Origin of the sequence: Allofrancisella heilbronnii, assembly GCF_000710735.2 — a bacterium.
Lineage (GTDB): Bacteria > Pseudomonadota > Gammaproteobacteria > Francisellales > Francisellaceae > Francisella > Francisella frigidaquae.
Genome location: NZ_CP144673.1, coordinates 1,129,260 through 1,152,134, shown reverse-complemented (window position 1 = coordinate 1,152,134; position 22,875 = coordinate 1,129,260). Strand labels below are relative to the sequence as shown.

The following is a 22,875-nucleotide window of genomic DNA, read 5'->3' as shown; positions in this document are numbered from 1 at the left end:
AATAAAAACGCTATCTTTGTTACTATCAGTAAAGGGGAACTATTTGTTCACGAAGTTTTGTTAAGGAGAAAAAATGAAAAAATTTAAACTACTATCTTTAGTCATGTTAGCTGGTTTTTCTGTTAGTTCAGCATATGCAGAAGGTGCTAAAAATGCACCAGAAGACAAACTATCACCAGTAGGCTACTGGGTTCAGTTTGATGAGGATAAAGATGCTGGGATTGGTAAAGTTCAAGGTGTTGTACATTCTTATTTTGCTAAAAATAATAAATATGGAAATAAAGATACACTTGAGATGGAAATAGTTGTACCAATTATGGATGTTATTAACAACAAGATTGTACCCGCCCAGGTTCATTGCGATATTTGTGGTAAGGGAGATGTCAATGGCTTTAAATATAATTATACTAGTTCAAACGATAATTTGATGCAGGGTCTTGTTTTTGCTGGAAACTTGCAGCCTCAGGAAAATACAAATAGTTCTGACAAAAGTCTTGAATTTGATAAAGGTGGGGTGCTAAATCCAAATGACGGTAAAACTTATAATTCTAAAGCTCAAGTGCAGGATGGTGGAGAAACTCTATTTGCCAGAGCATATAAAGGAAGTGGTTGGTACGCTGTTGGTAAAAACGCTCACTGGAAGAGAATTACAGAGGCTCAGTATGAGCAAGTCAAACAAAAATGTGGGTTAAATGAAGAAACAGGTACTTATCCATATACAGATAAAGATGGTAAAGTGACAAATCAAAAATTATTTGAAGAGTGCTATAATTACGATTTTGGGGTAAAGAAACCAGTATAAGTTTTGGCAATACTTAAATTTATTTCTGTGTAAGATAGAGATTTCTTTACTAAATCTCTATAATCTAATTCTAGTAATTTCAAGCAGTTTTTGTCTAAATGAGTAATTATCGTCAAATAAAAATATTGCCACAAAATTTGGCTAATCAAATAGCAGCGGGTGAAGTAATAGAAAGACCTTCATCTGTAGTTAAAGAGTTAGTCGAGAATGCTATAGATGCTGGAGCATCAAATATTGTTATTGAAATCCAAGATGGTGGCAAATCATTTATACGGATACGAGATAATGGTAATGGTATAACAAAGCAAGATCTGGCTTTAGCTTTGGTGGCTCATGCAACCAGTAAAGTTTATACTTTAGAGGAACTTGAGGCGGTTGCAAGTATGGGTTTTCGTGGTGAAGCTTTAGCAAGTATAGCATCAGTCTCAAAATTAAAAATAATCTCTAAGCACATACAAGCACAGGACGCTTGGCAGATTAATAACCACACTAATGAAGTTGTACCAGCAGCTCACATTACAGGAACAACTATAGAAGTTAATGAACTATTTTATAATACCCCAGCACGCCGTAAATTTTTAAAAAAAGATAATACTGAATTTTTACACGTTTTCGATTTACTAAAAAAATATATGCTGTGTTATTTTGGTGTATCCTTCAAATTTATCCACAATGGCAGAGAAATAAAAAATCTAATAGTAGCTGAAGATATTCAACTTAAATATAACCGTGTGCTTGATTTGTACAGTCAAGAGTTTATTGAAAATGCTATTTATATTGATGAAAATGCAGGAGATGCACACTTATGGGGTTGGGTAGCAAGTCCACGTTATAATCGAGCTAAAGCTGATATGCAAAGTTTTTATCTTAACGGACGTATTATTAAAGATAAGATTGTAAGCCATGCAGTGAAAGCCGCATATAAGGATGTAATGTATGGTAATAGGTATCCAGCATTTTTACTTTATCTAGATATGGATTACAGAGAGGTTGATGTTAATGTTCATCCTGCTAAGAGTGAAGTTCGGTTTAGGAATCAGCGATTTATTTATGACTTTCTCTTTGGCAGGATTAATCAAGCTATAACTACTAGTGCGGATGTACAAACTACTAATGATGATTTAAATTATAATTTGCAACAAAAGAAAACATCAGTAAATAATCCTCTTAATATTGGTAATATGAGTTTGGATATCTCTGTAACCGAAGATACGCAACTAACATCTGAAGTATTTGAGTATGCTGTAACTGAAAATAATAACAACAATAGTAAAAATGAACTTCATATTAACCAACCTAAGAAAGAAGGTGGGTTAGGTCAAGCGATTTGTCAGATTCATGGTATATATATACTCTCTCAAGTTGATGATGGGGTTGTGCTTGTAGACATGCATGCAGCACATGAAAGAATACTCTATGAGGAAATGAAAAAAACTTGGCATGCAGATGCTGATAAATTTAAACAGAATTTACTGATGCCTCTAACTTGCCAGCTATCTAGTAATATAGTTGCCACTATTGATGAAAATCTACTAGTTTTTGAAAAGCTAGGTTTTGAGATCTCAATAGTAGCAGATGATGCTGTATTAGTCAGAGCTGTTCCTATATATGTTAAAAATAAAGACATTCATGATTTAATATCTAATGTTGCAACAGAGCTTACATCTTCGGGAAAGACAAAAAGCGTTGAGTTTTATCTAAATCATATACTTGCAACAGTGTCATGTCATGCTGCTGTCAGAGCAAATGATAAAATTAGTGTACAAGAGATGAATCATCTGCTTAGACAGATGGAAACAGTTGAAAACTCTGGTCAGTGTAACCATGGTAGACCGACCTGGGTAAAGTTATCTTTTGGTCAGCTTGATAGTTTCTTTTTGAGAGGTAGGTAACAAAAACTATTTTGTTGAAAATATTTAGTTTTATATTTATAGTGTGTAAGTAGCACTCTTCACAAGTAAGGGTTGTTATTGTTAATTTTCATTAATACATCCTCTAAACGTTTTTGATTTTTTGATAGGTTAAGAGCTATATAGTTTACACTGTTAGAAAATGTGGCCTGGAGATAACTTTTCAACACACTTAAACTACAGATTTATATCTTATTGATCTTACTAAATTATTAGTTTGTCATAATCTCATAGAGAAAAGACATCAAATATCTAAAAATTTTACAGCTAAAAGCAAAACTAGTACAGGTTGAGCCTTTTGCGCGTAAGAATCATTTTTTTAATTCAATCGCACCATTTTTTTGTGTTTTGCAATCAAAAGAATGTCTTTATTGATTCCAGGTATATTTTCAATACTCTCAATATATGCTTTAGTTGCTTCATCATGGCCTTCTTGCAAAGCCGCGCTTAATCCTGGTTTACCATTACTATCTCTTGCTATCAAAAGCATTTCTTTGTTGATCCCGGGTATATCTTTAATACTCTCAATATACGCTTTAATAGTTTCAGCATGATTGCATTGTAAAGCTAGTTTTAGTCCTGGTGTACCATTACTATCTTTTGCAGCCAAAAGTATTTCTTTATTGATCATAGGTATATCTTTAATACCCTCAATATATGCTTTAACAGTTTCAGTATGACCTTCTTGCAAAGCCATTAATAATCCAGGTGTGCCATCAATATCTTTTACGGCTAAAAGTATGTCTTTATTGATCATGGGTATATCTTTAATACCTTCAACATATGCTTTAACTGTTTCAGCATAACCTTCTTGCATAGGCATGAATAATCCAGGTTTACCATCGATATCTTTTGCAGCCAAAAGAATATCTTTATTAATCAGAGATATATTTTTAATACCTTCAATGTATGCTTTAACTGTTTCAGCATGATTATTTTGTAAAGCCATGTATAACCCTGGTACATTATCACTATCTTTCGCCGCTAAAAGTACATTTTTATTGATCGTAGGTATATTTTTAATACCTTCAATGTATGCTTTAACTGTTTCAGCATGACCATCTTGCAAAGCCATGTATAACCCAGGTGTGCCATCACTATCTTTTGCTGCTAAAAGTATATCTTTATTAATCATAGGTGTATTTCTAATGCCCTCAATATACGCTTTAACTGCTGCAGCGAAGCCATCTTGCAAAGCTATGAATAACCCAGGTGTGCCATCACTATCTTTTGCCGCTAAAACCTTTTCTTTTTCCCCATGACTAAGATTTACAGATAAGATCTGCTTAATGCAATTGGTTACGGCATCGACATCATTGTCATTTAGGGCTGAAAACAACAAATTAACATTATCATTTAGATTTTGCTTGTCTGTATAAGAGTAAGAGTAATGAATGTGTACTTGATATTTAGTATTAGTTTTACTATTTAAAATTGAAGTATGTGAGCAAGGATAGTGTTTAACGTAAGAGCTATTATCCCAAACAAAAAGTCCTGAATTAAGTATATCTGTGCTACTATGTATAAGATACGGTGCTAGGTAAGTATTAAAATCACTATTGACAGAGTCAGATAGGACGATATGATAATCTGAAGGTTTTGCCTGATTATTTTTTATATCATTGTATCGAATTTTTAATCTGTGATCAAAACATATTTCAAAAGAAAAATTTATCTGATTATCAAGCGTTAATGTATGGCCATAGTTTAAATTTAAAGGCATATAGATTGAATCAGTTTGCGATTTTTTTTCGTTCCAGAAACTTCGCTTATTATACTTATATACATTCTTTTTATTATAGATAACATTCAAAGTATTAAATACGAAATTCATTTGCTTAATATTATTAACGTCAAATTTGCTATACTCATTTCTGATGAAATTTGTAGCATTTAAACTACTTACTTTACTAACAGCATAAATATTTTGGAAATTAGTCTTCTCAAAAGCTTTTTTGTACACTTGATAACGGTAGTTGGCAAGAGAGTTTAGTTGTGGATATTTATTTGCTAAACGTGGCTTGTGATAATCAAGCTCCTGTTCGACGGTATTCTTTATTTGCTTTGAAATAGTGTTATCCTCAGTATCATTTTTTTGCACCAAACTAGTGTGAAGGTCTAGAAGATCATCGTAAATACTGTTAACAGGTTTTTTACGCATACATGTACCAGGCACTAAAATTACATATGCCGGAATGTTTGAAAGTCCTGTAAGGTATTTCTTGTACTCCTCCTTTGTGGAGCCAGGATGCTCCTTGTCTTTATAGGTTAAAAAATATTCAGGACAGATGACTAAATGCCTTTGTCCTATTTTATGCTGCACCAGAGTATTGGCATAACTCTTTATTGTATCGATTTGTGATTGGATGTAATCGTCAGGAGATAAATTAACTAAGTTCTTAGTGTGTACATGAGCGCCATGAATAATATGGACAACCATATCGCTATTATTTATTGACATGCGGGATTCCTTGCTTAATTTTATTGCTGCGTTGTAAGTTTTAGTTTATGCAACCTTAATGACATAACATAAATTTTAAAAATGTTTATATAGTGATTGAATATGATGGTCATCAGAAAATACGATTTTCAGGTTTAACTAAAAATTTTTCACTACCTTAAGATTTATACCTTTATTAAACTATCTAGATATTTTTCAGCATCTAAAGCAGCCATGCATCCTGTGCCAGCTGAAGTTACAGCTTGCTTATAAATATGGTCAGCTACATCACCAGCTGCAAATACACCTTTGATGTTTGTTTGAGTAGCATCACCAGCTAAACCTGATTTGACTTTAATATAGCCACTTTCCATTTCAAGTTGACCCTCAAAGATGCCAGTATTTGGCGTATGACCAATAGCAATAAATACACCGGTTACATCAATTTTAGATTCTTCATTGGTTTTGATATTTTTGATACGCAGAGCGTTAACCCCCATATCATCACCAAGAACTTCTTCTAAAGTTGTATTCCAAATAATATTTACATTACCATTTTGGGCTTTTTCCATTAGCTTATCTATAAGAATTTTTTCAGATCGTAATGAATCTCTACGGTGGATTAAAGTTACAGATTTAGCGATGTTTGATAAAAAAAGAGCTTCTTCAACAGCTGTATTACCGCCACCGACAACAGCAACATCTTTGTTCTTATAGAAAAAACCATCACAAGTAGCACAAGCTGATACACCTTTACCCATGAATTTTTCTTCTGACTCTAAACCAAGGTATTTAGCTGTAGCTCCAGTAGCGATAATCAAAGCATCACAAGTATATTCTCCTAGTTCACCAACTAATTTAAACGGCTTATTTTGTAAATCTACTGAATTTATTGTGTCATAAGTTATTTGAGTATCGAACCTTTCTGCTTGCTTTTGTAGTTTTTCCATTAGATCAGGACCCATGATACCATCAGGCTCACCTGGCCAGTTATCCACATCTGTAGTGGTTGTTAGCTGACCACCTGGCTGCATGCCTGTGATTATTATAGGGTTTAAGTTTGCACGAGCTGCATATATTGCTGCAGTATAGCCTGCTGGACCAGATCCTAAAATTATTAGTTTATGATGATTTGCCATGTTTTCTATAAATATAATAAAATTCTTTATTTAAAAAATTATAGCATAAAGTTATATGGTACTAAATTTATAAAAATGTATTTGCTATAAAATCACTAGTTCGAGGCATAATCATAAAGCGCATCACATTAGTGTTGATTTTAATTATTTTTTATTTAAAATAATAATAAAACTATAAGAATTATTATGCATTATTATAAAAAATTAAAAGAAAATGTAAAAGATATATCAGATAACTGTAATTGGGGAGATTATTATAATCATTTAGACTTACCAGGAGGGTTATGCTTTGGTTTTGCCGCCATGTGGGGTCAGGCTTGCTTAATAGGAGATACTAAAACTTTTTATGCTAGACTGGAATTGCTTACCAAAGACTATTCTAATGCCCACCAGAAGCTTAGTGATATAATAAAAGGGCATATTGCTTTACAGCAAAAAGCAACTTCTTATATAAAAAAAGATTTAGCTGAATATACTGTCCTTTATAGACGCGCCCTTTATGATCATGATTTGGTAATATCTATAAGAGCTTTCTTAGATGGGTTATTAGCTTACCATCGGCCTTATAATACTTTCTTTGAAGGCTTTGAGTACAACATAAAATCTCAAAATATACTTAAAATATCTCCATGGATAGTAAATCAGGGATTGTCGTATCGTAGTACTTATGGAAGCGCCTTGGGTTCTGTAGACTCTCCACTACTAGAAGTACATAATGAGCCATTCTATGGCAGTATGTCAGAGTATGCAGAGATTTTAAAATCTTTAATCGTCAAGTGTATAGCATCTAACTACCGTTTTTACATTCTTCTAGGAAGTATTAACCATACTATAGCAATAAGTTTTGAAAACAGTTACTTACTATTATATGATGCTAATAATATGCATAATAACCAGGTTGAAGCTAGTAAGTTTACAGCTAACTCTTATGGTTATGTACTACTATCAGATAAAGTGTTTAAATCTTTTAAATCTAATAAAGACGTTTCGAATTCATTAGCTTTAAACTTATCAATTTACATACATCCAAAATACCATCTTTCTAAATTTGAAGTTTATAAAAATAGTGCTAAAGTATTGAATTTTATATGGGTAAAAGCGGAAATTATTAGTTTGTTAGAAGAATATATAAGAATAAACAGTTGTAATTTTAATAAATATGATAATAACAAGGTATTTAATGATACCCTAAAAATGATTAATTGTTCTAAAAATTTGGAGGATATACTTTCATATATCGGTAAAGAATTAACTTTAATAAGAAGTGTCGAAAATTCGTTATCTAAACACGAAAATTATATAAAAAGTGAGATAACGAAATTAGATGAAAGAAATAACTATATTAACGTAATGAAGAAAATATTTGTAATAATTAGTAAAAATTTAAAAAGAAATTTTGGTTTTGAAACTTATAGAGAAGATCTGGTTAGCAAAATTATAAAGCAAAAACGTCTAGGTTATGGAGATTTATTTTGGATTGCTTGCCAAAATGGACATATGGATATAGTTAAGTTATTGTTAGATCATAAGGACATTAACCCAAATATAGCTAAAGGGGCGAAAAGAGGCACTCCTTTATATATTGCTTGCCAAAATGGTCACATAAATATAGTTAAGTTATTACTAAAACATAGGCTTACTGACCCAAACATTTCTACAACCGATGGGTGTGTCCCTTTACACATTGCTTGCGAAAATGGCCGTAAAGACATAGTTGCATTTCTGCTAGAAAATGGTGCTAATCTAGATGTTGTCACTAAAGATAACATTAGCCCTCTCGATGTGGCTAGTAACGCAGATCATAAAGACATAGCAGTATTGCTAAGAATGTGGAAGACGTATTTTGGTCAATAACGTTATAAAGGTATAACACATACTATAGGAAGATTACCACAATTATTTATTGCTCCATACAAACTGGAGTAATCGTCGAAGTTATTTGCAACAATAATAATAAAATCGGTATTGTCACTTAGTGACAATTGAGTAGAGCTTGGGTTTAGTATTTTGCCAGATATGTTTAAGCTGCGGTTATTGGTAAATATATTTTCCAAGTGTAAATACTGTGATGAGCCGCTGGAAAGATCTTTACCAAAGCATATTCTCCAAAACTTTTTAATGCAATCTACGTTTCCAAATATTTTGGCATATAGTAGGTTATGATATTGTTTTTTAATTTCTTTACATTTTTTGCTGGTAGGTAGTTGATTAAATATATCCAGTAATTTTCCGCTAAGTAATTCATTACGTGCATCACGAGCAATTTGTGTTTCGGAAGTAAAGTCACAAATACCATATCCTTGAAACCACCCATAATCGTTATAGTCTTTATATGTATGGCAATGAAGTGTGATGTGATCGGCTATTGGTTCTATGTTGCAAAGAGTATTTAATATAAATGAAGTATACGAATGAGCTTTACGAGGAAATCTTTCTATTTTTTTACAAATTAGATTAAATAAATTGTTAGGATCTGAAGAGCTGTACTTGTCATATTTCCAGTTTTGAATTTCATTGTTAAATGTATTTGCTCTTACTATCCCTTTATTACCATTGTGCCTAAAGAAATTTATAACCCCTCTGTTCTTACGCCACTCTAGGTATTCATCTGTAGCGATTTGAATTGCTTTTTTAATATTTTTCACACTCAGTGGTTCATCCACACCTACTTTAAGCTCAGTATACTTACCCCAAAATGCGGTTTGAAAGTAGGTTGGTATAATCGCATTAATTATTTCTTTAAACCAAGCTTGACAGTCACTTAAGTTCTGGAAAGGAGCTTCTGGGAGTCTGGCTTTATAATCATACCTCATTTCAGTTAATGGTGAGGTGCAAACTGCTCTGCAATATGGGCAAGTAGAATTAGCAAATAACCAGCTTTCTATGCATACTATATGTAATAAACGTTTACAACATGTAGTTTCACATGCTCTAGCATCTTTTTTACTTTTGTTATGGTATATGAGATCTTGACAAATACAACATTCTTCATCTTTATGAGCCAAGAGTTCGCTATAGCTTAGTGTTTTATATTCATTCATTTTGTTTAATCCTTATGCTGTAGGAGGTTATTTTTATAAATAAATTAACTAAATATAGTTAAATATATTTTAATAAATAAAAAATATATAATTAAATTATTATACGACAGTAGTCAAAAATTTCAACCAATATTTGTTTAAACAAAAAAATTTTAAATAAGTTGTATATATAATTATATTTTAATTGTATTAAATTAAAATATAAAAGCTATAGCATAGATTTGATTTGTTTGATCTCATTTTTTTGACTAATTTTAATCTCTAAAGCTGACTGAGGAAAAACACTAAAGTCATCAGTTCTTAATATCTTTTTAGAAGCAGAGCAATGGATATTTGTTACTTTTGTGGTATCTAAAATTTCTTTTATATTATTTGAGTTAATACCACCTCCAGGCATTATTTGTATTTGGCAGCCAAACTCTTGTTGTAGGGATTTTATGGTTTTTAATCCTTCTATTACATTTGTAGCTGCTCCTGATGTGAGAATTCTATCAAAACCAAGATCAACGATTTCTTTTGTACTAGTGTGTATTTCAGCTGTTAAATCTATAGCTCTATGAAAAGTTAGCTCTTTATTGGCTTGTTTTGTAAGTTTAATAAATGGCTCTAAGAACTCTTTATCGACTTTATTTTCTTTTGTTAAGGCTCCAATCACAATCCCATTTACATCTAGTTCAAGCATCATTTGCAAATCATCAAGCATAATCTGTTGATCAGTTTCATCATAATAAAAATCACCAGCTCGATGACGAATCATGGCTTGCAATGAGCCTGTGAAATTATCTTTAGCAAATTTTACTAAGCTAGGTGAGGGCGTAAGTCCTTCAACTCCAAGAGCAGAGCAAAGCTCTAGCCTATTGGCTTTAGCCCTTTGAGCATGTATAATTGACTGGTAGTTATCAATACATATTTCTAAAGTAATCATAGTTATACTAAAATCCTTCATCATTTAATTTTACTAACATAAATCTTATGCGATTATTATACCCAACTTACTCAAAAACGAAGATACCATATTTTAACCGGCATTTGTAAGTTAAGTCACTAATAATGTAGAGAACTTTATTATCAGGTCCCACTTGAGGTAACTATTAAAGCTGATCATAAAAATATAGTTATGTTGTATGAGTGTGAAAAACGTACTACCGTTAATAGCAGTGAATAGATATGGTTATCATCCTTGTCGCATAACACTTAAATTACACAACCCAAGCATTCCGTAGCCGCTTTTACAAGGGTTTCTTTTCAAATTTCATATCAATATGAGCTTACGGTAGTTATAAGTTGCTGGGATTAAGTTTATTAAGACTAATAATTTATATTTTATTAATAGTTAAATAAATCGCTATATTGCATTCTAACTTTAAAATTTTTATCTAAAGTATATTGAAATTAAGAAAAAATTATATAAAATAATTTAGTTAAAATACTAATAAAAAATACAAATATTTTATTTTATATTATTATTAAATAGGTGGTATTATGAATAAAAAATTAATAAGTATGGTAGCTCTACTAGCATCGACTTCATTATTAAGTAGTTGCGGCTCATCAGAAAAAGTAAAAGAGTATCAGATAGTTACCGACTGTAGTAGTGTAGTATGTAGCGTGGTAGTGGATGATGTTGATTTACTTAGATATACAAATGTGCTAGGTAAACACGTTGACCAAGTATTAAAATCAGAGCCTGTAGGAGCTGCTGAAGGTACACAGTTTGATGTCACATGGAATATATCAGGTGGAGATTATGCTTCAGCTCAGCAAATGTTAGATGCAGGGTTAACAGCATGTGAAAATGATGTGTGTTCAGATACAGCAAACCCTACAGGATATGTATTTGATTCTGTGGGATCAAAAGAAATAAGTGTTTCTGGGAGCATAGTTAATCCTGATGGTACTACTCAAGAGATAAGTCTTACAAAGACTTTTACAGTTGAGTATGGAGCTCCTAAGATAGTTTCTGAAGTAATCTCTGGATTAAATTACCGTTTTACGGCTGACATAACAGATACTGGAATACCAGATAATGCAACCTTTACTTGGAAAGTAAATGGTACAGAAATCGGTACAGGCCAAGAGATAAATTATTTTTTTCCAGTAGCAAATACAACTTACACAGTAACCTTGGAAGTATCTTTAGATGGTAAGGTGATAGCAACATCTACAGAGGATGTAATAACAGGTAACGCTATATCTGTTTTATATGAAGTTCCAAATGGGACCACAAAAACAGCAGAGGAAATAGCAGTAGAGTTTGTGGGTTACAGTGGTGATAAAAAGAACGTTGCAACGGTGGCTGCAGAAGGTGGTAAACTAAGGTTTACTTGTGAAACAGGTTACCATGTTACTCAGGAAATGGTTGATCTTGCACCAGATCGTGTAGTTCGTATTTCTGGAGTAACTGGAAGTAGCGGGACTGTAATGTATAGTGATAGCAGCTGGAGTAGTGGTGTTACTTACGCGGCAATGAATAATGCTTATAATAGTACAGGGATTGGCTGTATAGCTGATTAGTGGTTTAAGATTTATATCCACAATTTCTTATTAAGTAGCGGTAAGTAATGATTCTGTAAATAATATTGTTTTTATTAAATCTTAGAATCAATATTTTGTGAGTTATAAAAAGATCAGGTAGTTAGGCTTGTTGAAGTCTATACTTATATTTACCAGCCAGTAACTTCTTTAAGTTTTTTACCAATCTCAGCAGGAGACCTTGTGTAAGCGATACCAGCGGCTTCAAATGCAGCAAATTTCTCTTCTGCTGTACCTTTACCACCAGAGATAATAGCACCAGCATGGCCCATACGTTTTCCTGGAGGTGCAGTTACACCTGCGATATAACCAATAACAGGTTTAGTTACATTATGTTTGATGTATTCTGCAGCTTCTTCTTCAGCTGTACCACCAATTTCACCGATTAAAACGATAGCTTCTGTTTGAGGGTCATTTTCTAACAGCTTTAGAGCTTCTATTTGGTTCATACCAGGTATCGGGTCACCACCAATACCGATACAAGTAGATTGCCCAAAACCAAGTTTAGTAGTTTGAGCTACTGCTTCGTAAGTTAGAGTGCCAGAACGAGAGATGATACCAACTTTACCAGGCATATGAATATGTCCAGGCATGATACCAATTTTACATTCACCTGGAGTAATTATACCAGGACAGTTTGGACCAATAACTCTAACATCTTTACCTTCTAAATACTCTTTAACTACTAACATATCTAGAGTTGGTACACCTTCTGTAATAATTACCACTAATTTAACACCAGAATCGATGGCCTCTATAGCAGAATCTTTTACAAACGGAGCTGGTACATAAATTACAGATGCGTCAGCACCAGTAGCTTCTACAGCTTCTTTCATAGTGTTAAATACTGGTTTACCTAAGTGAGTTTGACCTCCTTTTCCAGGAGTTACACCACCAACGATATTTGTACCATATGCAATAGCTTGTTCTGAGTGGAAAGTACCGTTTTTACCAGTAAATCCTTGTACTAAAACTTTTGTATTTTTATTAACTAATACGCTCATTGTTTAATATCCTTTTAACTGTTTTAATTAATTAACCTAGTGATTTTACAACCTTATCAGCAGCATCAGCTAAACCATCAGCAGGAATAAGCTTTAATCCAGATTCAGATAAAATCTTAGAACCAAGTTCAGCATTATTACCTTCTAGACGTACTACTACAGGTACCGTCACGTTTACTTCTTTAACAGCTTCGATAATAGCTTCTGCAATCATATCGCAACGAACAATACCACCAAATATGTTAATTAAGACAGCTTTTACATTTTCGTCATCTAAAATTAGTTTGAAAGCCTCAATTACTCTCTCTTTAGTAGCTCCACCACCAACATCTAGGAAGTTGGCAGGTTTACCACCGTACAATTGAATGATATCCATAGTAGCCATCGCAAGTCCAGCACCATTTACCATACAACCGATATTACCTTCTAGAGCAACGTAATTTAACTCATGCTCAGAAGCTTTTAATTCTTTAGCATTTTCTTGAGATTTATCTCTAAGAGCTAGTAGCTTAGGGTGTCTATACAGAGCATTTGAATCTAGGTTGATTTTGCCATCAACACAAACTATATCGCCATTTTCTCTAACAGCAAGAGGATTTATTTCAAATAAAGCAAAATCACATTCGATAAAAGCTTTATATGCACCTAACATAGTTTTTGTAAAATCATTGATTTGCTTACCTTCTAGACCAAGTTTAAAAGCAACTTCACGAGCTTGGAAAGGTTGTAGACCAACCAAAGGATCAACTTCTACTTTAAGGATTTTTTCAGGGGAGTTATGTGCTACTTCTTCGATATCTACACCACCTTCAGAAGACGCCATAAATGTAACTTTACGACTAGATCTATCAACTACAGCGCCTAAGTATAGTTCACGAGATACAGGATAAACGTCCTCAAACACACCTACAGAGTTTACTGGCTGACCATCAGCATCTGTTTGGAATGTAACTAAATTTGTTCCGATAAGTTTTTCAGCAACTTCACGAGCTTCTTGAGATGACTTGACAACTTTAACACCACCAGCTTTACCACGACCACCAGCATGTACTTGAGCCTTTATTACAGCAAATTTACCACCGATTTGATCAAAAGCTTGAGCTGCTTCATTTGGATTAGTCGCTACAATACCTTTTTGAACCTTTAGACCATAACTTTCTAAAAGCTCTTTAGCTTGATATTCATGTAAGTTCATTGATTTTTCCTTATTTGATCTATTTACGAAATTTAAGTCAATACCTTGTAAATGATAACGTATTTAAGTACATTTTTCTAATAAAAATACGTTAGAAATGTTTATAGATTATATTATGTTTATTAGTTTTTATAGTCGTTGTTTGGTCCTGTGTTTGCTGCATGTAAAAGAAAAGATAAACTGTTTGTAAATTCTTTATAAAGTGACTGCTGCAAACTAAAATTATATGTTTCTAACTGTGTTAAAAATATTCTCCAAATGCTCATTTACTACGTGTAAACTGCGCTTTTTCGAATATTTTTGCCTTGTTACCACCCATCTAATTCCAGCTTGCAACAGCCCCATAAACTAGTTCTAGATTTCAAAATATTAGCTTAAATTGGTGGAATTTTCCTATCATATTCAGTATAGTGTGTTTGATGTTATAAGTAGAAAATTATTAGAAAACTATTCGTAAATTAAGGAGAGTTGCATGAATAAACTATATGATATGTTTGTAAAAGTTATATTCAGTCCATCAACGCCAGCACAACTTCTGTTAGTATCTATATTTGGTTTTGTATTTGGATTTATACCAGGCTTTAGTTGTGCACCATTTTTATTTTTACTAATAATAGTTTTAGTATTGATATTGCGTGTAAATATAGGGCTGTTTGTTATTATTGCATTTTTTGCAAAATTATTGTCATATCTCTTAGAGGGTATAAGCTTTACTATAGGTAGATGGCTATTGGATGGTTTTACTCAACCACTATTTAAAACTGTAGTTAATACACCTGTTTTGGCATATTTGGGTTTTGATTATTATTTGGTAACAGGCGCTTTTTTTGTCTCTTTAATATTAGGTATTGCATTTGGATTGCTTATTGCTAAAGCTTATAAAAAAATGGTTGCTAAAATGGTAAGTATGCAATCTCAAAGCCAAATGTACCAAAAAGTTACTAGCAAATTAAGTGTTAAAATAGCCTCTAAAATAATTTTTGGCAAAAACATCGCTAAAGTTGATTGGCAAAAAATCCAAGCTAGAAAATTTAGACAACCTATAAGAGTTTGGGGAGCTGTGTTGGTAATACTGTTTATTGCTGGTATAGCTTTTGCTCCACAAGTTTTAGAGACAGCTTTAGTTTCAAACATAATAAAACAGCAATTAACTAAAGCAAATGGGGCTACAGTTGATTATGATTCTATAAGTTTAAATATTGCTAGTGCAAATCTTCAGGTTAATGGTTTGGGAGCTGCTGACCCAGCTAATCTAAATAAAGATAGGTTTTATGCAGGGTCTATAAACGCAAGTTTAGATATATCTAAATTACTAACAAAGCAGATCTCTCTTAAGAATGTCGAGGTTACAGATGTTAGTCTTGATAAAACTAGAGATAAAAAAGGTTCGTTATATATTAAATCTCAGAATATAAATGCCTCTGCTACTGAAAAAAGCTCTCAAGAGGTTGCAAAAAGCATAAAAAAAGTTAGCACTAGTATGCAACAAATTGATATTCAAGAAATTACAAAAAAAGCAAAGGTGACAAAAGATGTTGCAAAAGGAATCAAACAGGTTGTAGAGTTTCTTGCGTACTTTAGGTCTCCTACACAATCACAGGGTGACAGCTCTAAAACAACAGCTGCTGAAATCAGCCAGCAGGCTAAAGTATATGGTTATGCTAACATTCAAGCTAAGCATCTACACGATAAGGCTCCAGACTTTACTATTCAAAACATTAATATTAAAGGTTATGAAAATGAGGGTATGGTTTATGATGTCAAGATTTCGAACCTTTCAACAAATCCAATTCTATTAGCTAAACCAACAGAAATTAATGTAAAATCATCAAGTAATGATAAGATGGCCGCGAGAGTAGTTATATCAAATCAAGTAGGAGTTGATAATACAGTAAGTTTTGATCTGAAAAACTTAACTGGTGAGCTTGCTAAGGGTTTGAGTATTCAAGGAGTTGGAATTGACGCAGATAGCTTAGATATCGCAGGTAGTGGTAAATGGCAGTTTAAGGATGCTAGAAATATTAGTTTTGACATACCTTTAAAGCTAAATTTCACTGACGTTGCTGTGAGTTTTCAAAAAACAAAGCAAAAAATTTCAGATTTGACTTTAGATGCTACTATTTCTGGTGATTTGGACAAAGTTAGTTTCACTGCAGACACGTCATCATTAACTAGTTTGTTAAGCACAGAGGCGGCTAAGAAAACAGCTGAAAACTTGGCTAAACAGGCTGGTTTAGATAAAAAAACAAAAGATCTGCTTAAGAAGACAACTATTAATGGTAAGTCTCTCAATGATTTAAAACCTGAGGACGTTAAGCAATTAGCTTCACAATTTGGTGTCAGTCTAAGTTAGAAAAAACTATTATTGTTTCTCAAAAATTTCTAAAGCTTTTAAAAAAGTATCAACATTGGAGTCTTTTTTTGTAGCATTTTCACTTAGATAACGTCTAAACACTTTAGCATTTGGTAAACCATTGAATAAGTTTAGAGTATGTTTAGTGATGTTATTAAGTTTAATAAGTGGGTCTTTTTTCATTTGTTCTTCTATATAGCTGGCCATATGATAGGCAACGTCTAAAGGGGTTATTTGATTATAATCGTCATTATGGTTATGAAAGAGCTTATCAAAATCTGTGAAAATCATTGGGTTGTGATAGGCTTCGCGACCAATCATAACACTATCAACATTCTCTAGATGTTCTTTAATTTCTACAGTAGTTTGTATCCCACCATTAATACCTATTTCAAGATTTGGAAAATCTTTTTTTATACGATATACAGTATCGTAATTAAGTTCAGGAATAGTTCGGTTTTCTTTTGGTGATAATCCACTTAACCAGCCTTTACGGGCATGGATACATATATAGTCAACTCCAGCATCTGCTTGCTTAGCTACAAAATTATGTAATTCTTGGTAGCTATCATTATGATCATATCCAGTACGGCATTTAACAGATATTGGGATACCTAATTTATCTTTCATAGCTTTAACACAGTCTGCTACTAGCTCTGGTTCAGCCATTAATGATAGCCCAAAGTTACCTTTTTTAACTCTCTCGCTAGGGCAGCCAACATTTATATTTATTTCATCATAACCTAAATCTTGAGCTAATTTGCCGCACTTAATAAAGTCTTTGGGCACACTTCCTCCAAGTTGGAGGGTTACTGGGTGTTCTATTTCATTATATTTTAGCAGAAAACTTTTGTCGCCATGTAAAATAGCATTTAAAGTTATCATTTCAGTGTAGAGCATGGTTTTTTTTGTGATAAAACGCATCATGTATCTATAATGCCTATCTGTCCAATCGAGCATTGGCGCTATGCAAATTTTTCTATTAGAAACTTTCATGAAATTTTAAAGTGCTTGACGTTTTTTTATTAAATCATCATTATAATCGATTCGTTTGATGATTTGGTCTATTTTTGAACGGTATTTTTCTGTATCTGCAGAATACCGTGCGTATTGAGGGTTCGGTCTATCATACAGCCAGTTTGCTAGATCCCAATTATAAGTAGTGTCAAAACATAGTTGTCCAAATTCACTAAGACGATAAGCAGCTTGTGTTTGCAAACATCCTGTCATAAATACGTCAGCATAAGTTTGTAATATAGGGAAATCTTTGTTGGGAAATTCAGCGTCTTTAAAGTCTTTAACATACATCCAAAAGTTACCCTTAGGTAAACTTTTAACACCTAGTGGTAAAATATCTTTACGCGGGATTTTAACTCTACAGTATGAAGCTTCACGCAAATCTGTAGCTAATATATCATTAGCAGAAGCTTTGTAGTAAATAGCATTCATAGTATAACCTTTATTTGGTATGGCTAATAAAAACGTTGCTCTAGATTTTTCACCACGAGAAGCCCAAATTCTCTCAAAACCATTTACTAGTACAGGAGGAGCATATTCAGAATTTGGTATTGTTAATCCTCTTGAGTCTTTGTTCATAAGGCTACCATAACCAATTACATAATTATCCACCTTAGTATTTATACCAGGACGACAGTTTATGCTATTCTCAGGAGTTTGAGAAACTTTACCTTTTTCTAGAATCTTTAATTCATTTTCACGAATTGATTTTGTTGCTATGGGACTAGTTAACCTTCCTAATAAAAAGCTTACCGATATGGTAAAAAAAATAACCACTATAATTAGGATATTTTTGCTTTTGTTGCTCAAAATAATCACTTTTTAGGTAAAGTATCCAAACTTACTTATCTATATTAGCACCTTTTTTTTAAATGAAAACCCGTTTGGGTTAGATATAAAAATAACAACAATTATAATCAATTAATATAAATATTTATTTGTGTTATAATCTTAACTAGTTATGTTTAGAATACCGAGAAATTTTTTGGAGCTTATTAATGTCAGAAAACAAAACTTATGATTCATCGAGTATTAAGGTACTTAAGGGTTTAGATGCTGTAAGAAAAAGACCTGGAATGTATATAGGTGATACAGATGATGGTAGTGGTTTACACCATATGGTTTTTGAAGTTGTTGATAATGCTATTGATGAAGCATTAGCTGGACATTGTGATGACATTAAGGTAATCATAAATGCTGATGGTTCTGTATCAGTATCTGATAACGGTAGAGGTATACCTACAGATATACATAAAGAAGAAGGGCGTTCAGCAGCTGAAGTTATTTTAACAGTGTTACATGCTGGCGGTAAGTTTGATGATAACTCTTATAAAGTATCTGGTGGGTTACATGGTGTTGGTGTTTCTGTGGTTAATGCGCTATCAGAAAATTTAAAATTAACTATTTATAGAAATGGTATAGAGCACTTTCAAGAATACGTTCATGGTGTGCCACAATTTCCATTAAAAGAGGTTGGTCTAACTACAAAAACAGGTACTACAATAACTTTTAAGCCAAGCAAAGAGACCTTTTCATTTGTGGATTTTGATTATGACATATTAATGAAAAGGATTAGAGAATTATCTTTTCTTAATTCTGGAGTTAAAATTGAGTTGATTGACAAAATCAACGATAGATCAGAAATTTTCAAATATGATGGTGGAATCATAGCTTTTGTTCAATATTTAAATAAAAGCAAGAAACCTATACATGAAAATGTGATTGCTGTAAATGGTATAAAAGATGATATCCAAGTTGAATTAGCTTTGCAGTGGAATGATTCATACACAGAATCTATATTTTGCTTTACCAATAATATTCCCCAGCGTGATGGAGGTACTCACTTATCTGGCTTAAAAGCAGCTGTTACTAGAACTATGAATAACTATATCGAAACAGAGGGCTTGAATAAAAAGCTTAAAGTAAACCTAACGGGTGATGATGCAAGAGAAGGTTTAGCAGCTGTATTATCAGTTAAGGTTCCTGATCCAAAATTTTCATCTCAGACAAAAGAAAAATTAGTCTCTTCGGACGTTAAGTCAGCTGTTGAATCATTAGTAAATGAAAAGCTTCAGGAATTTTTATTAGAAAATCCTAAAGAGGCTAAAATAATTTGTGAAAAAATTTTAGATTCAGCAAAAGCTCGTGAAGCTGCCAGAAAAGCTCGTGATATGACACGCCGTAAAGGTGCTTTAGATATAGCTGGTTTGCCAGGAAAGCTAGCAGATTGTCAAGAAAAAGACCCTGCTTTGTCTGAGTTATACCTAGTAGAGGGAGACTCTGCAGGCGGATCTGCTAAGCAAGCTCGTGATCGTAAATCCCAAGCTATATTACCTCTTAAAGGTAAAATATTAAATGTAGAGAAAGCACGATTTGATAAAATGCTTGGCTCGCAAGAAGTAGGTACTCTAATTAAGGCCTTAGGGTGTGGTATTGGTGTAGATGATTATAATCCAGATAAAACGAGATACCATAAAATTATCCTTATGACCGATGCTGATGTTGATGGATCTCACATTAGAACATTACTTTTGACATTCTTTTATAGACAAATGCCAGAGCTGATTAGAAGGGGTTATTTATACATTGCCCAACCTCCTTTATACAAAGTAAAACGTGGCAAACAAGAAACTTATCTCAAAGATGAGGATGCATTAGCAGAATACCTTGGTAACATAGGTCTTGAAAATGCTGTTATATATCTTGATGGCGGTAATGCTATTTCTGGGCAAGTATTGGCTAATTATTATGAATTATACCAAAAGTCTGAAAAGGTAATAAAAAAATACGCTAAGATTTATCCAGAAAAATTACTTAGAGTAATGTCATATAGCCCTAAATGTAGCGATGAAGATATTTCAATATGGTGGAATGCTATCGTTGATAAATGTAATCAAAAAGCATTGTCTTATGAAAGATTTAAACTAATAGAATCCAAATATATTGATGCAGAAGGTCAAGAAAGGATTTCATACGGTGTTAACCATTATATAAATGGTTACGATACAGATTATATTGTCAAAAATAATTTTTTTATGACTAAAGATTACGAATATTTAATTAGCTATGGTGAGGTTCTATCAGATATACCATTTAAAGGAGCGTATGTTGAAAGAGGTGGACGTAAAGAGTATGTTGATGACTTTGAGGCTGCTATAGATTGGCTATTAAAAGAGGCAAGAAAAGGTCATGATGTCCAACGCTATAAAGGTCTTGGTGAGATGAACCCAGAACAGCTTTGGGAAACTACTATGGATCCTGAAAATAGAGTTTTGCTGCAAGTATCTATAGCTGATGCTGTGGAAGCTGATGCCTTGTTTACTACGTTGATGGGAGATGAGGTAGAACCCCGCAGAGAGTTTATTGAGTCAAATGCTTTGAACGTTGTTAATTTAGACGTTTAAAGTGAAATATTTTAAATCAGAGACATAGATCTGTTTATCAAATAGTCAAACTTTTGGATAAACTTTTGATGAGTGTACGCTTTATTCATTGTTAACCATTTTGTTGCAGTTGATAAGTGGTGTATATCCACGAATCTATATTCATTATCATTGTGCTTTTTATATTCTATTGCGATTCTAGAATTAGAATTATGTGATAACATTTTAAAATGCTCAACTTTTTCTATTTGATATAGTAGGTTATCTAGGTTGTCATAAAATTTTATATCGTATTTAGCGATGTCATTTATTATGATCTCGATTTTTCTTCCATTTAGATTAGAAATTCTCAGAAAATAGTTTTTAATTTGAGTACTACCAGAATGCACACTATCATAAGTTTGGTATACGTCTGGATTTAACCATTTATCGCGGTGTAATATAATATTGGCATTTGGAATTTTTAATATTTTAAAGTTAGTATTTGCAATTTCTTGTATACCAGAGTTATTTAATTGCTGAAACAGTTTTTGCCTTCTTCTTCTTGAAAAATGATCTTTCACGCAATCAGCTATTTTAAAAAAGTTATTCATTTTTTCATAACCTGTGTATATAAGTGTTGATGGAGTGTATATATAAATACGAGTAAATTTATTCCAAAACAAATGGAGGTATAACATTTTATAATTTTGATCTATTGTTATAAACTCTTGGTTTCTACAAAGGTAATTATATGGGGCCTTAAATGTAACAATATCATAAAGACCTTTTGTAACGGTTTTAGTTACATCAAGTAAAGGTTTTGTACTATAATGTACTAAATCATATGCTGGTATACTGCCTAAGCTATATAAATCTTCAAAGTATTGTTCAGGATACGCATCACTTTTAAAATAACTACTGTATTTTCTCAAATTTTGTTTATTTATTTTTTTCTGTAGCTCATTTACACCCTCATAACCACTGTATTTATTATCTTGAAATAAGCCACTTGGAAATATTTTTCGAGTTTTTTCTTTGTATTCTTTAACATTCTTTTCGTAGTTAGCATAGTCACTTTTAAATTGTTCTGTTATGCTAAGGAGTGTATATGGAATGTAAAAATTTTTTCTTTTTACAGGTTCAAGGCAAATTTGAAACCCCACATCATATGAAGCTATTGAATCTATTTCACTATACTTAAGTTTACTAAGGGCACTTATTCTGCTTATGTTAACTTCCTTAGACTCGTCACTTATATCACAGTATTTAAGCAATACGAAAGTAAAGTTTTGCCGATTTTGAAATTTTTTATCCCTTAATTCAGAAGTGATTAGGTTTAATGAAGAATTATTATACTTTTCTGTTCTTATTTGGTTCATCGATTTAAAAAAATCTTCTTTTAATGGTAGAAAATCTATATCAAAATATAAACCTCCAAAGTTAGCAAGAAAATGAACGTTATAAGTATCTTTTACAAAAGCATAGAAATATGGTTTATTGTATAATTTATAAACTTTTAATAGAAATCTAAAATTTTCCGTTTCAACGTCAGTCTCGCCTAAATTGTATAAGTAACTTTCAAAGTTAACTACTATTGCAGGGATACATTTAAACCTATCTTCTACTTCTTTTTTTAAGACCCATTTTTCCTTATCTGCGAACTTTTCTTTGAAACCCTTATGACTCTCGTAGCTATATTTATAATTTAAGCCGTAGAAAGCTTCTGTTTTTTTAGGTAACAATGAATAAAAATTTTTATACGAAGTCTGGCGTCCACTTTTGTAGTGATTAATATCATTACCAATAAATAAACCAGAATTCCCTGTCGTAGGTAAAGAAATGTTTGTTAAACAACTAGTGATATTAGCTATTTTATTTTGAGATTTTAAAGTTTTGTAAACAGCTTCATTACACCATAGAATAGGTATGAACAGACTTTTAGAAGTGTATAAATGTTTAGCCCAAATATTAAGATTTTTATATACAAAATGCGGGACATCTTTCCCTTCTGGGCCAGCCCAATAAAAATGAATAAAATTACTTTCCATACTTATGCCTTTGGTTAATAGCCATTTCA

The 22,875-nt window shown here is 32.4% G+C and carries 15 protein-coding genes; 6 read left to right on the top strand and 9 right to left on the bottom strand.

From position 1 onward, the window contains the following. The first annotated feature begins 73 nt into the window (after positions 1-73). The gene (locus FRA_RS05335) at positions 74-802 is read left to right on the top strand and encodes a DUF2147 domain-containing protein (RefSeq protein ID WP_035719637.1); all 729 of its coding nucleotides are present in this window, start codon (positions 74-76) and stop codon (positions 800-802) included. A 98-nt stretch (positions 803-900) separates the two neighbouring features. Further along, entirely contained in the window at positions 901-2,694 is a 1,794-nt protein-coding gene (gene mutL, locus FRA_RS05330; RefSeq protein WP_035719636.1) for a DNA mismatch repair endonuclease MutL, read from the top strand. Positions 2,695-3,031: 337 nt separating this feature from the next. On the opposite strand, the gene FRA_RS05325 is transcribed toward mutL, so the two are convergent. Both FRA_RS05325 and trxB read right to left on the bottom strand, forming a co-directional pair. Beyond that, on the bottom strand, positions 3,032-5,173 hold the full coding sequence (locus FRA_RS05325) for an ankyrin repeat domain-containing protein (protein ID WP_051686759.1): 2,142 nt from the start codon (positions 5,171-5,173) through the stop codon (positions 3,032-3,034). 164 nt (positions 5,174-5,337) lie between these two features. Further along, the gene (gene trxB / locus FRA_RS05320; RefSeq protein WP_035719635.1) at positions 5,338-6,291 is read right to left on the bottom strand and encodes a thioredoxin-disulfide reductase; all 954 of its coding nucleotides are present in this window, start codon (positions 6,289-6,291) and stop codon (positions 5,338-5,340) included. Between the two features lie 186 nt (positions 6,292-6,477). Here trxB and FRA_RS05315 point away from each other — a divergent pair, with 186 nt between their 5' ends. After that, positions 6,478-8,145, top strand: a complete 1,668-nt coding sequence (locus FRA_RS05315; protein WP_051686758.1) for an ankyrin repeat domain-containing protein — start codon at positions 6,478-6,480, stop codon at positions 8,143-8,145. Between the two features lie 2 nt (positions 8,146-8,147). On the opposite strand, the gene FRA_RS05310 is transcribed toward FRA_RS05315, so the two are convergent. After that, positions 8,148-9,332: an RING finger protein gene (locus FRA_RS05310; protein WP_035719634.1), complete on the bottom strand. Its 1,185-nt coding sequence runs from the start codon at positions 9,330-9,332 to the stop codon at positions 8,148-8,150. Between the two features lie 208 nt (positions 9,333-9,540). Continuing rightward, positions 9,541-10,257, bottom strand: a complete 717-nt coding sequence (locus FRA_RS05305) for a copper homeostasis protein CutC (RefSeq protein ID WP_035719711.1) — start codon at positions 10,255-10,257, stop codon at positions 9,541-9,543. A gap of 557 nt (positions 10,258-10,814) precedes the next feature. Between FRA_RS05305 and FRA_RS05300 the strand changes: the two genes are divergently transcribed. Continuing rightward, positions 10,815-11,846: a DUF3281 family protein gene (locus FRA_RS05300; protein WP_035719633.1), complete on the top strand. Its 1,032-nt coding sequence runs from the start codon at positions 10,815-10,817 to the stop codon at positions 11,844-11,846. A gap of 149 nt (positions 11,847-11,995) precedes the next feature. Here the strand turns inward: FRA_RS05300 and sucD are convergent, their stop codons facing one another. After that, positions 11,996-12,868: a succinate--CoA ligase subunit alpha gene (gene sucD / locus FRA_RS05295; protein WP_035719631.1), complete on the bottom strand. Its 873-nt coding sequence runs from the start codon at positions 12,866-12,868 to the stop codon at positions 11,996-11,998. Positions 12,869-12,899: 31 nt separating this feature from the next. Beyond that, entirely contained in the window at positions 12,900-14,063 is a 1,164-nt protein-coding gene (gene sucC, locus FRA_RS05290) for an ADP-forming succinate--CoA ligase subunit beta (protein ID WP_035719629.1), read from the bottom strand. A gap of 472 nt (positions 14,064-14,535) precedes the next feature. Between sucC and FRA_RS05285 the strand changes: the two genes are divergently transcribed. Next, complete coding sequence (locus tag FRA_RS05285; protein WP_035719628.1) at positions 14,536-16,416, top strand: TIGR03546 family protein; 1,881 nt, start codon at positions 14,536-14,538, stop codon at positions 16,414-16,416. 9 nt (positions 16,417-16,425) lie between these two features. On the opposite strand, the gene dusA is transcribed toward FRA_RS05285, so the two are convergent. Next, positions 16,426-17,412 (bottom strand): tRNA dihydrouridine(20/20a) synthase DusA, encoded by a 987-nt coding sequence (gene dusA / locus FRA_RS05280; RefSeq protein WP_035719626.1) that lies wholly within the window; start codon positions 17,410-17,412, stop codon positions 16,426-16,428. Positions 17,413-17,418: 6 nt separating this feature from the next. Beyond that, on the bottom strand, positions 17,419-18,243 hold the full coding sequence (gene chaC / locus FRA_RS05275) for a gamma-glutamylcyclotransferase ChaC (RefSeq protein WP_035719623.1): 825 nt from the start codon (positions 18,241-18,243) through the stop codon (positions 17,419-17,421). A gap of 188 nt (positions 18,244-18,431) precedes the next feature. Here chaC and gyrB point away from each other — a divergent pair, with 188 nt between their 5' ends. After that, positions 18,432-20,837: a DNA topoisomerase (ATP-hydrolyzing) subunit B gene (gyrB, locus tag FRA_RS05270; RefSeq protein ID WP_035719621.1), complete on the top strand. Its 2,406-nt coding sequence runs from the start codon at positions 18,432-18,434 to the stop codon at positions 20,835-20,837. A gap of 11 nt (positions 20,838-20,848) precedes the next feature. Here the strand turns inward: gyrB and FRA_RS05265 are convergent, their stop codons facing one another. Further along, the gene (locus FRA_RS05265; protein WP_035719619.1) at positions 20,849-22,846 is read right to left on the bottom strand and encodes a hypothetical protein; all 1,998 of its coding nucleotides are present in this window, start codon (positions 22,844-22,846) and stop codon (positions 20,849-20,851) included. Positions 22,847-22,875 lie beyond the last annotated feature (29 nt).

Coding starts and splice junctions, on each gene's coding strand:
- FRA_RS05265 (WP_035719619.1), bottom strand. CDS start 22,846: ATGGAAAGTAATTTTATTCATTTTTATTGGGCTGGCCCAGAAGGGAAA.
- FRA_RS05325 (WP_051686759.1), bottom strand. CDS start 5,173: ATGTCAATAAATAATAGCGATATGGTTGTCCATATTATTCATGGCGCT.
- FRA_RS05300 (WP_035719633.1), top strand. CDS start 10,815: ATGAATAAAAAATTAATAAGTATGGTAGCTCTACTAGCATCGACTTCA.
- sucC (WP_035719629.1), bottom strand. CDS start 14,063: ATGAACTTACATGAATATCAAGCTAAAGAGCTTTTAGAAAGTTATGGT.
- sucD (WP_035719631.1), bottom strand. CDS start 12,868: ATGAGCGTATTAGTTAATAAAAATACAAAAGTTTTAGTACAAGGATTT.
- mutL (WP_035719636.1), top strand. CDS start 901: ATGAGTAATTATCGTCAAATAAAAATATTGCCACAAAATTTGGCTAAT.
- gyrB (WP_035719621.1), top strand. CDS start 18,432: ATGTCAGAAAACAAAACTTATGATTCATCGAGTATTAAGGTACTTAAG.
- FRA_RS05310 (WP_035719634.1), bottom strand. CDS start 9,332: ATGAATGAATATAAAACACTAAGCTATAGCGAACTCTTGGCTCATAAA.
- FRA_RS05285 (WP_035719628.1), top strand. CDS start 14,536: ATGAATAAACTATATGATATGTTTGTAAAAGTTATATTCAGTCCATCA.
- dusA (WP_035719626.1), bottom strand. CDS start 17,412: ATGAAAGTTTCTAATAGAAAAATTTGCATAGCGCCAATGCTCGATTGG.
- FRA_RS05305 (WP_035719711.1), bottom strand. CDS start 10,257: ATGATTACTTTAGAAATATGTATTGATAACTACCAGTCAATTATACAT.
- trxB (WP_035719635.1), bottom strand. CDS start 6,291: ATGGCAAATCATCATAAACTAATAATTTTAGGATCTGGTCCAGCAGGC.
- FRA_RS05315 (WP_051686758.1), top strand. CDS start 6,478: ATGCATTATTATAAAAAATTAAAAGAAAATGTAAAAGATATATCAGAT.
- FRA_RS05335 (WP_035719637.1), top strand. CDS start 74: ATGAAAAAATTTAAACTACTATCTTTAGTCATGTTAGCTGGTTTTTCT.